Raw genomic sequence first — 15,437 nt, forward strand, 5'->3', positions numbered from 1 at the left:
TTACTCCTCCTTTGTTTTAGCCAAGCGCTGCTGTAACTCTAAATCGTAATTACGAGCGGCGGGCAGTAAGAATGTAGTAATTCCACAAAGAATCGTTCCCAGACCCGCAATCAAAAAGAGTTTTTCCACGCCAAAGCGATCGGCTAACGGCCCCGCAAAAATCAAGCCTACAGGTCCTGTGATACTCATTAAGGAATTCAAAACCCCTAATACCCGTCCTAAGTAACGAGGTTCATAACTCTGTTGGATCATCGCCATGAGTAACGTATTGAAAAACGGCGTAGCAAGTCCTGCCACGGTGTTCAGCACCACAAACCAAAAGAAGCCTCGTTGATTTCCCGGCAAAAGACCACTCAGGGCAAAGGCTGATCCAATTACGAAAAAGGAACTCAAAACTGGGGTCATGCGATTTTTCCATTTGCCAAAAACCCCAATGACCACACCACCTAAGAGCATCCCCACGGAATAAACTACCTCAATTAACCCTGCCTGCCCCACAGTTCCTTGAAAATATTCCAAAGTCATCAAAGGATACATGCTCACCGCCGGCATGAAAATCAAAGTAAAAGCGGCTCCTATTAAGGTGATGTACCAAATCCCTTTATTTTTAATCAAAAGAGCAAAGCCTTGCTTCGTATCCGTAAGCAGGTGAACTTGTTCCCCTAAGGCTTGGGTTTTAGGAATCCGTACCAACAATAGCAAACTAATGCCTAAAATAGCCCCCACCACATCTAGTAAAATCAAAAAATTCATGGGTACAAAGGCAAAGAGAAAAGCCCCTAGAGCCGGTGCAATAATCATATTGGCGGACTGTACCATGCCCAATTGACCATTGACTCGAGTTAATTCGGTTTCCGGTACCATTTGGGGCAAAATGGACTGAATGGTGGGCATTTGAAACGTTTGCGCCACTGAACGCATAAATAATGAGACAAACACCAACCATAAAGGAAATTGATCGGCTAACGTCCCGGTAATGGATAAGACTAAGGCAAATATTGCCACGATACCGTCTGTTACGATTAAAAGTTTTTTCTTGTCCAAACGATCCACAAAAGGACCAACAAAAGGACTCAAAACCACCATGGGAATCATCCCTAATAAGGTGGCAAAACTTAATACCGTAGCCGAGCCGGTTTGTTCGGTTAGATACCAAATAATGGCATATTGCACCACCATGCTGGTGATGCCGGATAAAAATTGGCCCGACAAAAAGAGCCCAATGTTTTTCTGCCAACCCTTTAAGTCAAACTCGTTTGATTGTTGTGTATTCATAAGACCTCCTAAATAATTTCTGAAATGCCACAATTCTTTTTTACATTCCTATTACTAGTGTACCTGATTCCTATGCAAAAAAATATTAAAACAGCCGTTGCATATCAAAGCAACAGCTGTTTTGGTTGTAACTTATTCGTATTCCCCATCTTCGGCAAATTGGCTTTGATAAAGCTTGCTGTAAAAGCCATCAGCAGCCAACAAACTTTCGTGGGTACCTTTTTCAATAATATCTCCATGGTTCATCACCAAAATCAAATCCGCTTCTCGAATCGTAGACAAGCGATGGGCAATGACAAAGCTAGTGCGTCCTTCCATCACTTTGTCCATGGCTTTTTGAATCAAAGCTTCCAAACGAGTATCCACGGAACTGGTAGCTTCATCTAAAATCAAAATTTTCGGATCGGAAATCACCGCCCGGGCGATGGTCAGCAGTTGTTTTTGCCCCAAGGAAACATTGTCTCCTTCTGCATTAATCTGCATCTCGTAACCGTCGGGCATGGTGCGGATAAAGTGATCCACATTGGCAGTTTTGGCCGCATCTACCACTTCATAATCTGTGGCGTTTAATTTACCAAAACGGATGTTGTCAGCAATGGTTCCTTCATAAAGCCAGGCGTCTTGCAAAACCATACCAAAAACCGAACGTACCTCACTACGATCTAATTCTTTTGTGTTGATGCCATCCACTTTAATGGCTCCACTGTCCACGTCATAAAAACGCATCAGTAAATTGATCAATGTGGTCTTGCCGGCACCAGTTGGCCCAACAATGGCTACGGTTTGACCAGCTTTAACCTCAAAGTTCAAGTTTTTAATCAATGGATTTTTAGGATTATAACTAAAAGCTACATTTTCAAAGGTAACGTCTCCTTTGACTTGAGCGGGTAAAGTCTTAGGCTGATTGAGCTTACTTTCTTCTGCTTCATCTAAAATCTCAAACACTCGTTTGGAAGCCGCCGAAGCACTTTGAATAACGGAAGACAATTGGGTGATATTGCCCATAGGTTGGCTTACTTGCCAAATGTACTGGATAAAAGCTTGCAACTGCCCCACCACAATCACCCCAGCAATCACGTAATGTCCCCCTAACACTGCAATGGCAATATAAGTGAGATAAGCGGTACTGGAAACTAATGGCATCATAATCCCTGAGATAAAAGCAGCTTTAAAGCCATAAGTACGCAAGGAAGCATTGACCTCTTTAAATGCCTCTAAGGTTTGTTTTTCGCGACCATAGACTTTCAGAACAGAAAAACCCGTCATGTTTTCTTGAACAAAGCCATTTAGATTTCCTAGGGCGTTTTGCATTTCTTGGAAGTACTTTTGGGAAACTTTTACAATAAAACGGGAAATCAAAATCGAGGCAGGAATCATAATCAAAGCTAAGAGTGCCATTTTCACATTGATATAAAACATCATGGAAATCGCCACGAGAATCCCTAAGATGGCATTGACAATCCCGATTAAGGACTGTTGCAAAGCGCCAGATACTGCATCCACATCATTGGTCACCCGAGAAAGGATGTTTCCCTGTTGATTGCGGTCAAAGTAAGACACCGGCAAGCGGTTGATTTTTTTGTCAATGTCTTCTCTAAGGTCAAACATGGCACTTTGCACCACATTGGCAATCATCCAACCGGCTAAGAGTTGGGAAGCGCAATAGCCAATTCCTACGATGGCGATGGCGATTAAGCACTTGATTACATAATCAAAATTAATCGCCACGCCTTCAGCGACATTTCGGGTGACTTCTGTGGTGGGCAACCCGGCTACATAAGGCAGTGCCCCGTTAAAAGCCACGGTTAAAACCGTAAAGAACATCACTAAGAAAAACTCTTTTTTATACGGTTTAAAGTAATGAGTAAGTCGTGTTAAAGAAGAAAATGATTTCATCGGTTCAATTCCTCCTCTGATAATTGAGATGCGGCAATGTCATAATACACCGGACAAGTTTGCAAGAGTTCCTCATGGGTTCCCATGCCAATCACATCCCCTTCATTTAAGACGATAATCTTATCAGCGTGCATAATGGTACCCACTCGTTGGGCCACGATTAAGACCGTAGACTCTGTGGTTTCGTGTTTCAAGCGAGCCCGTAATTTTGCATCGGTTTGGTAATCCAACGCCGAAAAACTATCATCAAAGATATAAATTTCTGGCTGGCGAATCACTGCTCGGGCAATGGAAAGCCGTTGTTTTTGGCCGCCAGAAAAATTCGTGCCCCCTTCTGCCAGATGAGCATCCAACCCATCAGGAATTTCGGCAATAAAGTCTGAAGCTTGGGCAATCTCCAGCGCCCGCTCCATTTCTTCTTTGGTGGCATCTTCTTTGCCGTAACGCAAATTTTCGGCAATGGTACCAGAAAACAAAAGGGCTTTTTGAGGAATATAACCAATCTTTTGCCGCAATGCTTCCATGCTCATGTCTCGCACGTCGATACCATCAACTAATACCCGGCCTTCACTCACATCATAAAAACGAGGAATCAATTGAATCAGCGTGGATTTTCCTGAACCGGTACTGCCGATAAAAGCCACGGTTTCTCCAGGCTTTGCGGTAAAACTAACATTTCTGATGACCGGACTTTCCGCATGTCCCGGATAAGCAAAGGTCACATTTTCAAAAGTCACATAGCCATGAGTTTCTGTTTTAGTCACCGGGTTTGCTGAATCTTTAATTTGGCTTTTGGCATCCAGCGCTTCTTGAATCCGTTTAGCTGAAACGGCGGCTCTTGGATACATCATAAACACCGAAGCAAAGAGCATAAAGGAAAACAAAGCGTGGAAGATGTATTCAATAAAGGCAATCAAGTCCCCGATTTGCAACGTCCCTGCATCAATTTGTTTGGTCCCAAACCAAATGATTAAAACCATGACGATATTAAAAAGGAAAGAAAAGCCGGGTTGGGCCACAGCCATTAGCCGGAAAAGACTTTTGGAACTTTCCGCATAGGCATTGTTGACTTTGTTAAAGCGCGACTCTTCAAATTTTTCATTTACAAAAGCGCGAATTACTCTAAGTCCTGACAAGTTTTCCCGTAAAATCCCGTTAATTTTGTCTAAGTTTTTTTGTTGCCGTGTGGACAAAGGTTCAGAAAACTTGGCGATGACCACGACTGCCACTAACAATAATGGCAAAGCTCCTAAGACAAACCAACTCAAACTTGGACTGGTACGGAAAATCATGTACAGGCTGACGATAAACATCATAGGTGTCATAAAGCCCATGCGCAAAATATTTTGTAAAAACAACATGATTTGATAGGCGTCATTGGTCACCCGGGTAATCAACGATGAAACCCCGATGGCTTCATATTCTTGGTGAGAGTAACTTTGGGTCTTCTCAAACAAATCATTGCGAATGTCCGCAACAATATTGGTAGTAATCCTGGTGGTAAAATACCCCAGCATAATGTTCATCACAACCCCAATCACCACTACCAGTAACATCAAAAGTCCTAATTGATTGACCATGGAGCCGTTGCCGGTGGGAATGGCCTGATCAATCATATGAGCCAAAATCGTAGGCAAGCCTAACTCAATTAGAATAAAGCCGAATACGCAAATAAAATCAAAAAGCAACAGCTTCTTATAGCGCATAGTGTAGTGCCACATTAATTTCATTAAATAACCTCCTTCGTGCAAAGATCCTTACTGCCTAATGTCTGGGTGAGACTTCCATAAGAAAAGACGGACTCAGAATTTTGCGAATATCTTTACTATAGCATAGGCAAAATTTTAAGAGAACACCAAATTTCCATCTTTTCAGACAAGGAAACCCTTTCACGATACTTGGTTTCTATACTTCTTTTCTTAACTATGCTAAAATAAAGAAAATTGTGGTACACGCATTGCGGGTATCCTGGACGGTTGAATAGTTTCAAAACATTCGGAAGGCAAAGACAAGGCTTTCTCTTTTCGGCGACAATCACCAGCGGTCACCAAAAAGCATACCGGCAGACGAAGGAAGTCCTTCGTGTTTTGTCATGCGCCGTTACTAAAAATTTAAAGGAGCTAGATTATGATCTACAAAGTTTATTATCAAGACACCAAAGTACGGAACCCAAAACGGGAACAAACTCATGTTCTTTATTTAGAAGCAACCGATGAAGTTGCGGCTCGCGCAGCAGTCGAAGCCAATACCCCATACAATATCGAATTCATCCAAGCTTTAGAAGGAAACCACTTGGCATATGAACAAGAAAATGCCGAGTTTACTTTGACGGAGTTTTAATTTATGAAACTCAATTTAAAAAATAACGAAACCGGCGTTTTTGGCGTCGGTGGACTAGGTGAAATCGGGAAGAACTGCTATGGGGTTCAATTCCAAGATGAAATCATCATTATTGATGCGGGGATTATGTTCCCCGAAGATGATTTATTAGGGATCGACTATGTAATTCCTGATTACAGCTACATTGTCCAAAACATTAACAAGGTCAAAGCCTTAGTCATCACCCATGGTCACGAAGACCATATCGGTGGCGTGCCTTATCTTCTAAAACAAGTCAATGTGCCAATTTACGCTGGGCCTTTAGCTATGGCTTTGATTCGCAACAAACTAGATGAACACGGTCTATTGCGGGATGCGGAACTCCATGAAATCAACGAAGACACGGTTTTGCGTTTTCGAAAAACCTCAGTCTCCTTCTTCCGCACTACCCACTCCATTCCTGATGCGCTAGGAATTGTGGTCAAGACCCCTTCTGGCAATATCGTGCACACTGGAGATTTCAAATTTGACTTTACTCCTGTTGGTGAACCGGCTAACCTCAGTCGCATGGCAAAAATTGGCGATGAAGGCGTCCTTTGTCTTTTATCCGATAGTACCAATGCGGAAATTCCCACATTCACTCAATCAGAAAAAGTCATCGGTCAATCCATCCAAAAGATTTTTGAAAAAGTTGACGGACGGATTATTTTTGCAAGTTTTGCTTCCAACATCTCTCGTTTGCAACAAGCAGCAGAAGCCGCAGTAGCCTGTGGGCGTAAAATTGCTGTCTTTGGTCGCAGTATGGAAAACGCCATTGTCAATGGTCAAAACCTGGGCTACATCAAAGTACCAGATGGGACTTTTGTAGAAGCTAACGAAATCAAACGCCTCCCTGCCAATGAAGTGATGATTTTATGTACTGGTTCCCAAGGAGAACCCATGGCCGCTCTTAGTCGGATTGCCAATGGGACGCACCGACAAATCAGCATTCAACCTGATGATACCGTGGTTTTCTCCAGCTCACCAATTCCTGGAAATACCACAAGCGTCAACCATTTGATTAACCTCTTAATGGAAGCTGGCGCCAAAGTCATTCACGGGAAATTAAATAATGTCCACACTTCTGGACACGGTGGCCAACAAGAACAAAAGTTAATGCTCCGTTTAATCAAACCAAAATTCTTTATCCCGATTCATGGGGAGTACCGGATGTTAAAAATCCATTCCGGCTTAGCCCAAGATACCGGCGTGCCTAAAGAAAACTGCTTTGTCATGGAAAATGGCGACATGCTGGCACTAACAGCGGACACTGCTCGCATTGCTGGACACTTTAATGCCGGCGACGTCTACATTGACGGCAGCGGCATTGGGGATATTGGCAATGTGGTTTTACGGGATCGCCGGATTCTTTCTGAAGAAGGCCTCGTCTTAGCTGTAGCTACCGTGGATATGAAGAAAAAAGAAATTCTGGCTGGCCCAGACATCCTTTCTCGAGGCTTTGTCTACATGCGGGAATCTGGAGATATGATTTATGAAGCGCAAACGCTCCTCTTCCGCACTTTGCGAGAAGCGTTGAAACAACCAGATGTCAATGAACACAAATTAAAAGAAGCCATGTCTAACGCTTTACAACCTTTCTTATTTGATAAGACCGAACGCCATCCCATGCTTTTATCCATGATCATGGCACCGGAGGCCTAAAAAAATGTTTCGTAGCTACGGCTGCGAAACATTTTTTTGATTTTAAAACTATTACTAGGCTTACTTCTTACTTAAACCACTACGCAGTTGCAGTTGTTCATTGTAATAATTCCGATAAGCGGTGTATCCGGCGATGATCGAACCCAGACTAGTGGTGGACAAAAGCATGAAGGTCACCATAATTTGGTATTTAATCGCGTGCACTGGGTCTACCCCGGCAAAGATTAAGCCCGACATCATCCCCGGTAAGCTCACCAAACCAACCGTTTTTGCCGAATCAATGGTGGGTTGCATGGCGGCCTTAATGCTTTCTCGCAAAATCGGCAATGAAGCGGTTTTCATATCCGCACCTAAGGCTAACTTCTCCAGCACTTGTTGCCGTTGATCTCGAAACAAGCTAGCCAAATTGCGGTAGCACAGACCAATTGCCACCATGGAATTGGAAGCAATCATACCGCTAATGGGAATAATCTGGGATGGAATAAATTTAATAGCTCCGGATAAAATCAATACCCCCATGGTCACATAAGTACTGACAAAAATCGCCAACAGTGACGTCCAGTATTGTTTGTACTGATTGGGATTGCGTTTGTGGGCATTAAAAGCTGCATTAAAGACAATAAACAAGCTCATCACCATGGTCAACAGGCGATTGTCCACTTGAAAGACATATTTCAATAAATAGCCTACTAAAACCAGCTGAATAATGGCGCGAAAAATACTGTAGAAAATATCCCGGGAGAGTTTTAATTTTTCTCGATAGCTGATAAAAACTGCAATTAAGACTAACAAAAAAGCAAAGAGCAATGACTGATTATTGACTGCTAATTGGTCCATGAACAAGTCGCCCTCCTTCAATTTTAATTTCTCGTTTGGCCTGCTGAAGGTCTTCTTCATCATGACTCACTTGCAAAATGGTGACACCTTCTTGGTGAACAGCGCGGATTAATTGTTGTACGATTTGTTTGCTCTCTTCGTCTAGGCCTACAGTTACTTCATCTAGCAATAAAACTTTTGGCAAAAATAGCAAATTACGAATCAAAGCCACCCGTTGACGTTCCCCGCCGGAAATTTCCAAAATCGATTTGTCCAAAAATTGCTTTGACAAATCCACTTGCTTTAACAAACGATAAACCTGCTCTCTATCAAACTCCTGCTGGCGAATTTCAAAGGGAAAGCGCAAATTGTCCGCGATGGTTTCGCCAAAAAGCTGAGGTTGTTGAAAACAATAAGAGACTTGTCTGCGGTATTCCGTAATCGGGTACTCTCCTTGAATCTTATCCTCAAAATAAATTTTCCCACTACTTGGGGTTAATAAGGTGGCGATTAATTTTAATAATGTACTCTTTCCTCCACCGGAAGGCCCAGAAATTGCCACATAGTCCCCTTTTTCCACAGAAAAAGTAATATCCCGTAAAATGGTCGTCTGTTGAGGACAAAAGCCCACCTGCTCTAATTCAATGATTGACATCCTACTCACTCCTTCTGGTCTAGTATAGCAAAGGAAATCCACTTCAGCGTAAAAGAGCCAAAATAAGCGCTGAAGTTCTTTAAAAGAAACGACATACAAAAAAACCGATCCTCCAAATTGGAGAACCGGTACGTTTTCTAAGATATTAGTCTTTAGTAACGTTTACAGCTTGAGGGCCGCGGTCTGAATCTTCAACGTCGAAAGTCACTGCTTGACCTTCTTCTAAAGTTTTGAAACCTTCGCCTTGGATTGCTGAGAAGTGAACGAATACGTCGCTACCGTCTTCCCGTGAGATAAATCCGAAGCCTTTTTCTGCGTTGAACCATTTAACTGTTCCGTGTTCCATGTATAATACATCCTCTCTCGTGCGTCAGCACATTCAAAATTTTGTAACGTTGCCTTGCATGCGATAGAGGTATAACTCGTTGTTAAAAACTTCTATGGAGCAAACAAAATTACAAGACCTATTGTACACATAGAAATTGAGAATTGCAAGCTTATTGCTTATTCTTTCTGTTTTCGTTACTGAAAATGTTCGGATTAAATGACAAGCAGACACTCATTTATTCCAAAATCCCTCTTCTCTCAGGCTCAAATAGCGATTATGACCGATGATTAAATGATCCAATAATTCAATCCCCATCAATTCCCCGCATTCAATTAAACGTCGTGTAAAGGACAGGTCCTGCTGAGAAGGTTTCGGATTGCCGCTGGGATGATTGTGGACCACAATTAAGCGCGCAGCCGACACTCGCACCGCGCCTTTAAAGATCTCTCTGGGATGGGCGACACTTTGATTTAAGGAGCCAATGAACAGGGTTTCTTTTTTAATGATTTCATTTTTGGTGTTGAGATACAGACACAAAAGATGTTCTTGTTGATAATCTTTTAATTCTTCCATTAACTGGCTAGCCAGCTCCACGCTACTGCGAATTGTGCCCAGCTTTGGCTGTAAGGCTTTTTGAATGCGGCTCCCTAGTTCAATAGCGGTTAAAATTTCGATGGCTTTCACTTCCCCGATTCCCGGAAAAGTCATCAATTCTTCTTTAGTCGCAAATTTCAACTCAAATAAATTGGGATACTGTTGGAGAATTCGAGCAGATAAATCCAATACATTCAACTGACCACTGCCAGTACGCAATAAAATGGCTAAGAGTTCTTGATTAGACAAAGCTTCGGCACCATATTGTAATAATCGTTCACGAGGTCGACTGGTGGCAGGCAGACTTTCGGTTAAACGGGGCATGAAATCACTCCTTTTTTTCTAAAATGGCGTCTTTAGAAAAAATACGCAAGGAGGACGAGATTTCCAAAAATTAGCTGATAGCTATTCTTTCCCAAAATAGAGGATTTTACTCCAGAACAGACGCTTATGGTTGATTGCTAAACTAAACAAATAACGATTGAAGCTTATTTTTTAATCCACACAAAACAGGAGAAAGCCACAAAAAGCAACCAGCCCCACTGCTACATAAAAAGCACTATTGCCGTAGCCTAAATAGGAAGTATTCACATCTTAAATTTTCCCTTGGGAATTGACAGCACATACATAGTACACTATATGAAAACAAGAAGAGTATAAAAAAGTTCTGAAATTCCCCAAATGGGAGCTTTCAGAACTTACAAATTATCAATTCAATTGATTGTTGCTCTAATTTTTAGCCAAATAGTCTCTCACTTCATGTAAATCTGGTAAAACAGCTAACGTTTGTTGGGCTAACTTATCATCTGGTTCCAACAAGTCTGGCACCATAATCACCGGAATTTTTGCGGCAATCGCGGCTTTTACTCCATTGGCCGAGTCTTCCAAGACCAAGAGTTCCTCTGGTGGCAGTTGCAACATTTCCGCAGCGCCTAGAAAAATTGCTGGATCTGGTTTTCCTCGCTTCACATCATCTGCAGAAATAATCAGTGGAAAATCCTCAGCAAGTCCAGCTTGTTTTAACAAACGATTGATTTCCGGCCGATTATTACTAGAAGCTAAGATGCGGGGAATGTTTTGCTCCTCTAAAAAGTGTAACAGTTCCACAGCTCCTGGCTTGATTTCCACTAATCCTGCGTCAAACATTTCTTTTGTATACGCATAGGCCCGGCGAATAAACTTTGTTACTGTCTCCTTGCCGTAGCGTTCATCGTAATCTTTATGAGCAGTTGTAATGTATTCTTCATCGGAAATGCCTAAATAACGCAAATAGTCATCCTTATTAAAGGCAATCTCTAAGTCCATTGCAGCTTTTTGATTCGCTTGATAGACAAGATTTTCCGTATCAAAAATCAAGCCATCCATATCAAAAATGACCCCTTTAATCATCTTCGCTATCTCCTCCCATTTCTAACAATAAATTCCGTACATCGGAAACAAAATACAAGGAACCGGTGACCAAAAGCAACTCATCTGCGCCGCTCATTTTCTCCAAAATCTCTGCCAAACCAAACTGCCATAAAGAAACCACGGTAATGCGATCTTCCGGCAGTTCCGTGAAGTGATCGTCTAGATGAATGGCTTTCGGATAATCAAAAGTCGTGACATAAATCCGGGCATTGGGAAGCTCCAGTAATTGCTCAATCATCCCCCGCACGTCTTTTGTGGACAAGGCAGAAAAGAGGATGTGAATCTGATAGTCCTTAAATTCTTTCTTCATGTTCTCCACTAGACGCTTGATGGCGTGATCATTGTGGGCTCCGTCTAAGAGGATCAACGGTTCTTGGCTCAGACGCTCCATGCGGGCGGGCCACTGTACTTGTTTCAAGCCCTGGCGCACGTCTTTTGCAGAAAAGGGCAATCCCTTTAACTGGCAAAATTGATAAAACAATTCCACCGCCACGCCGGCATTTTCCGGTTGATGACGGCCAACCAAGGAGGTGTGCAAGTCCACAAGTTTTCCCTGTTCGTTGTGGAAATCGAACACTTCGCCCCATTGTTCGTGAGGATGACGATACTCCACTTGGTATTCTTTGCCAAAGCGGTAAATCGGCGCCTGATTCTTTGTCGCTACACTTTCGATTACGGCCAGAGCATCACTGGAGATATTTCCCGTCACTACAGGAACCCCGGGCTTGATGATACCGGCTTTTTGAGCGGCGATTTTTTCCAACGTGTCCCCCAGGATGTCCGTGTGATCCAGGCCAATGGTGGTAATAGCGCAGAGCATGGGTTCCACCACGTTGGTAGAGTCCAAAAGCCCCCCTAAGCCCACCTCCACAATGGCTACGTCCACGGCTTGCTCCCGGAAGTAATCTAGGGCCATGGCAGTCAAGGTCTCAAACTCGGTGATGCCCTGCACTGCTTCGTCGGCGTCTAATTGTTCCACAAGGGGCCGATATTTCTCCACTAGAGCTACGAGGTCAGCGTCAGCTATGGGTTTGCCGTCAATGGCAATCCGCTCGTTGAACGACTCGACATAAGGAGACGTATAGGTTCCCACGGTCAATCCGCACTCCTTAATCAGCTCCATCAAACCACTCACCGTGGAGCCTTTGCCGTTGGTGCCGGCAATATGAATCGTGGGCACCGTTTTTTCCGGATGGCCCACCAAATCTAATAATGCCTGAACTCGTTCCAAGCCGGGCCGACTACCAAAAGGCAGTCGGCTGTGAATCCAAGCAATCGCATCGTTTATTTTCATTTTACACCTCATTTTGCCATTTCCTATCTTAGTTCATTCTTTGATTAGAAGGCGGGGCCTGCAGCTTCGGCAACTCGAAACCTCGTTAGCATGAAGTGCCACAGCCCGTTTTTTAAGTCAATTTCTACCTTCTGAGACATCCCCATTATAGCAAAAAGCCCCCTAAATAGGGGACTTGTGCTTACTTTTTCTAATCAGTATCTAATTCGTCCAAGCTGTGACCTCTTCAGGATGAGCGGCAATCCAGTCTTTGGCTGCTTGTTCTGGGGTTTGTCCTTCCGTGATTGCTAGCATCACAGACTCCATATCCGCTTGTTCCCAATGAAAGGCATCCAAAATCTCGTAGGCTTCTGGTAAATCATTTTTCAAGCCTTTACGAGCCATGGTGTGGATACTTTCCGCGCTACCCATGGTCCCTTCAGGATCTTCCAAGTATTTCAAATCGTATTTGGCAAACATCCAGTGGGGAGACCAACCGGTAATGACAATGGGCTCTTCATTTTTAATGGCTTTGCCGAGTGCTACCGTCATTGCACCGGAAGACGAGGACACCACTTGCCAGTCGGCTAAATTCCCATAGGTTTGTTGCGTGGTTTCTGCGGCTTTCATCACGCCGGCTCCGGGTTCAATCCCGGTAATGGTCTTACCAGCTTCATCGGTCAAGTCATCAATAGCGTCCACATCCATGTAGCTAGGAACAACTAAGCCCAATTTAGCACCGTTTAGATTGTCCCCTAAATCCTCTAACTGCTCTTGGTATTTTTCGTATTGGGCTTCATGAGTGGTGGGTAGCCAAGCTGCGACCATGGCATCCGTTTCCCCATTTGCCACAGACTGCCACATTACCGTCATATCTAAAGGCGTCAACTCCACGTCATAGCCCTCTGAGCGTAATACTTCCGCAATCACATTGGTTGAGGCGATTTCCGTGTCCCACTCCACATAGGATAAATGAATCTTCCCTTTGGCACTGCTTTGACCACCACCAAACGTTGCGGCGATAATCACCGCAACTACGGCTACTAAGGAAATACCGGTAATGGTTTTGCCTTTTGTAGTCTGCCACAAACGACTCGTTTTCTTTTGTTTAGGTGCATTTAATTTTTGGGTAAAGCGATCGATGATAATCGCCAAAATCACTAAGGCCAAGCCATTAACAAACCCATTCCCCACTTGGGCTTGTTGCAAGGCGGACAATACGCCTCGGCCTAGTCCAGGCGCCCCAATCATCGAAGCCGTGACTACCATAGATAATGCCAACATCATCGTTTGATTCACCCCGGCCATAATGGTCCCTTTGGCTAAAGGCAGTTCTAGCTTCATGAGCTTTTGCCAACCGGTGCCCCCGAAGGAATCCGATGCTTCCACTAACTCGCTAGGAATTTGCCGAATCCCTAAGTTGGTCATGCGAACCGTTGGGGGTAAGGCAAAAATCACGGAAGCAAAGACCCCAGGCACCATGCCAATGCCGAAAAAGGCCACGGCGGGAATCAAATACACAAAGGCCGGCATCGTCTGCATGAAATCCAGTAAAGGAGAAATCAAGGCGTTGGCCCGTTCGCTCTTCGCCATTCCAATCCCCAGTGGAATCCCAATCAAAACAGATAACACGCTCGCCAGTATTACTAAAGTCACCGTGTTCATCAAATCGGTCCACAGCCCTTGATTATAAATAAACAGTAAGCCGAAAAAGGTCAAAATACCTAAGCCCGGTTTCTTCTTTCCTAAGAAAAAGGCCGCGAGCGTTAAGCCCAATATCCAGACGAGCGCCGGGATAAAGAGGAGAACAGTGGTGACGCCGTCCATGACTCCTTGGCCAATGGTTTGGATGAAAGAAAATAACCCGGCAAAGGTATTGGTCAGCCAATCCGTAAATGTTTCCACCCAGTCTGCTACCGGGATTGCTTGTTGTAAGAAATTACCCAATGTTTGCAACCTCCTCTTTGTCTGATTGGCTCAAGGCTTCAATCACACTCCCACGAATCACGACACCTTTTAACTTGTCATTTTCATCGACCACAGCTAAAGGTGCTTCTGCATCTTTAATCACTTCAAAAATATCGGTTACTAGCATTTCTTCAGGAATCTTTTTGACGTTTTTATCGATGACCGTTTTCAAGACTAAGCCATCCTGCCGTGCTTCTAAGGCTTTCAAGGCAGTTAAGCTCCCTTTCAATTGACGTTTTTTGTCCACAGCCAAAAGCATGCTGACCCCTTCTTTACGCATGCGGTTCAAAGCGACATTTGGCCCGTCTGCTTCGATATTCATGGTAATTGCCGGTTCCATGATATTTTTCGCCGTCAAGACCTTGGAACGATCCACGTCCTCCACAAAGTCCCGAACGTATTGATTGGCCGGATTCGTCAAAATTTCCTCCCCGGTACCAATTTGCATCACTTGCCCGTCTTTCATCAGAGCGATCCGGTCTCCGATACGTAAGGCTTCATTCAAATCATGGGTAATGAAGATAATGGTCTTTTTCACATTTTCTTGTAAATCCAACAACTCGTCTTGCATTTCCCGACGAATCAAAGGATCCAAGGCAGAAAAAGCTTCGTCCATCAACAACACTTCCGGATCATTGGCCAAAGCTCGGGCCAAGCCTACACGTTGCTGCATCCCACCGGAAAGCTGATCCGGGTATTGGTCTTTAAAGGATAACAAACCGGAATTGTCTAACGCTTGCTCGGCTTTTTGCCGGCGTTCTTCCTTGGAAATACCCCGTAATTCCAGACCTAACTCGGTATTTTCTAGGATTGTTCGATGAGGGAAGAGAGCAAAACTTTGAAAAACCATGTTGATTTTGTGGCGGCGAACTTCTTGTAGTTCCTCTTCGTCCATCTTGGCGATATCTTCCCCGTCAATGTAGATTTCGCCACTGGTGGGATCAATCAAGCGATTCAATAGACGAATCAGCGTGGATTTTCCTGAGCCGGAAAGCCCCATAATGACGAAAATTTCTCCTTCTTCCACCTCAAAATTGGCATCATAGACCCCTACCGTTGCCCCGGTCTTTTTTAGGATTTCCGTTTTTGATTTGGACTGGGTCATCATTTCCAAGGCTTGATGCTGTTTCTTCCCAAAAATTTTGGTTAAATGTTCTACCTTTACTTTTGACACATTCTCGCTCCTTTATTTTCAGATAATA

The 15,437-nt window shown here is 43.8% G+C and carries 13 protein-coding genes; 2 read left to right on the forward strand and 11 right to left on the reverse strand.

The genetic code is table 11. The features are described 5' to 3' along the window. From AB5754_RS01255 to AB5754_RS01265, 3 genes are all read right to left on the reverse strand, one after another. Window positions 1-1,275: an MFS transporter gene (locus AB5754_RS01255; RefSeq protein ID WP_368251228.1), complete on the reverse strand. Its 1,275-nt coding sequence runs from the start codon at window positions 1,273-1,275 to the stop codon at window positions 1-3. 132 nt (window positions 1,276-1,407) lie between these two features. Then, window positions 1,408-3,171, reverse strand: a complete 1,764-nt coding sequence (locus tag AB5754_RS01260; protein WP_368251229.1) for an ABC transporter ATP-binding protein — start codon at window positions 3,169-3,171, stop codon at window positions 1,408-1,410. Further along, entirely contained in the window at window positions 3,168-4,901 is a 1,734-nt protein-coding gene (locus tag AB5754_RS01265; RefSeq protein ID WP_311832996.1) for an ABC transporter ATP-binding protein, read from the reverse strand. The genes AB5754_RS01260 and AB5754_RS01265 overlap by 4 nt, the downstream gene beginning before the upstream one ends. A 397-nt stretch (window positions 4,902-5,298) precedes the next feature. On the opposite strand from AB5754_RS01265, the gene AB5754_RS01270 reads away from it, so the two are divergent. Together AB5754_RS01270 and AB5754_RS01275 are read left to right on the forward strand one after the other, a co-directional pair. Continuing rightward, a complete protein-coding gene (locus tag AB5754_RS01270; protein WP_311832995.1) occupies window positions 5,299-5,511 on the forward strand; it encodes a DNA-directed RNA polymerase subunit epsilon in 213 nt (70 codons plus the stop codon). Window positions 5,512-5,514: 3 nt separating this feature from the next. Continuing rightward, window positions 5,515-7,191, forward strand: a complete 1,677-nt coding sequence (locus AB5754_RS01275) for a ribonuclease J (RefSeq protein WP_311832994.1) — start codon at window positions 5,515-5,517, stop codon at window positions 7,189-7,191. A 60-nt stretch (window positions 7,192-7,251) separates the two neighbouring features. Here AB5754_RS01275 and fetB read toward each other — a convergent pair whose 3' ends face one another. From fetB to AB5754_RS01315, 8 genes are all read right to left on the reverse strand, one after another. Beyond that, on the reverse strand, window positions 7,252-8,028 hold the full coding sequence (gene fetB / locus AB5754_RS01280; RefSeq protein ID WP_368251230.1) for an iron export ABC transporter permease subunit FetB: 777 nt from the start codon (window positions 8,026-8,028) through the stop codon (window positions 7,252-7,254). Next, window positions 8,006-8,662: an ATP-binding cassette domain-containing protein gene (locus AB5754_RS01285; RefSeq protein ID WP_368251231.1), complete on the reverse strand. Its 657-nt coding sequence runs from the start codon at window positions 8,660-8,662 to the stop codon at window positions 8,006-8,008. The genes fetB and AB5754_RS01285 overlap by 23 nt, the downstream gene beginning before the upstream one ends. A 145-nt stretch (window positions 8,663-8,807) precedes the next feature. Then, window positions 8,808-9,008 carry a cold-shock protein gene (locus AB5754_RS01290; protein WP_010754310.1) on the reverse strand — a complete coding sequence of 67 codons (201 nt, stop codon included), beginning with the start codon at window positions 9,006-9,008 and terminating at the stop codon, window positions 8,808-8,810. A 213-nt stretch (window positions 9,009-9,221) separates the two neighbouring features. After that, window positions 9,222-9,908, reverse strand: a complete 687-nt coding sequence (radC, locus tag AB5754_RS01295) for a DNA repair protein RadC (RefSeq protein WP_368251232.1) — start codon at window positions 9,906-9,908, stop codon at window positions 9,222-9,224. A 405-nt stretch (window positions 9,909-10,313) separates the two neighbouring features. Then, window positions 10,314-10,973, reverse strand: a complete 660-nt coding sequence (locus AB5754_RS01300; RefSeq protein ID WP_368251233.1) for an HAD family hydrolase — start codon at window positions 10,971-10,973, stop codon at window positions 10,314-10,316. Then, window positions 10,966-12,288: a folylpolyglutamate synthase/dihydrofolate synthase family protein gene (locus AB5754_RS01305; protein ID WP_311832990.1), complete on the reverse strand. Its 1,323-nt coding sequence runs from the start codon at window positions 12,286-12,288 to the stop codon at window positions 10,966-10,968. The genes AB5754_RS01300 and AB5754_RS01305 overlap by 8 nt, the downstream gene beginning before the upstream one ends. 201 nt (window positions 12,289-12,489) lie before the next feature. Next, window positions 12,490-14,214 (reverse strand): ABC transporter permease/substrate binding protein, encoded by a 1,725-nt coding sequence (locus AB5754_RS01310; RefSeq protein ID WP_311832989.1) that lies wholly within the window; start codon window positions 14,212-14,214, stop codon window positions 12,490-12,492. Continuing rightward, window positions 14,207-15,409 (reverse strand): glycine betaine/L-proline ABC transporter ATP-binding protein, encoded by a 1,203-nt coding sequence (locus AB5754_RS01315; RefSeq protein ID WP_311832988.1) that lies wholly within the window; start codon window positions 15,407-15,409, stop codon window positions 14,207-14,209. The genes AB5754_RS01310 and AB5754_RS01315 overlap by 8 nt, the downstream gene beginning before the upstream one ends. Between the last annotated feature and the right edge of the window lie 28 nt (window positions 15,410-15,437).

The organism is Enterococcus sp. 2201sp1_2201st1_C11_2201SCRN_220225 (genome assembly GCF_040925905.1).
In the GTDB taxonomy this organism is placed as follows: domain Bacteria; phylum Bacillota; class Bacilli; order Lactobacillales; family Enterococcaceae; genus Enterococcus_C; species Enterococcus_C asini_A.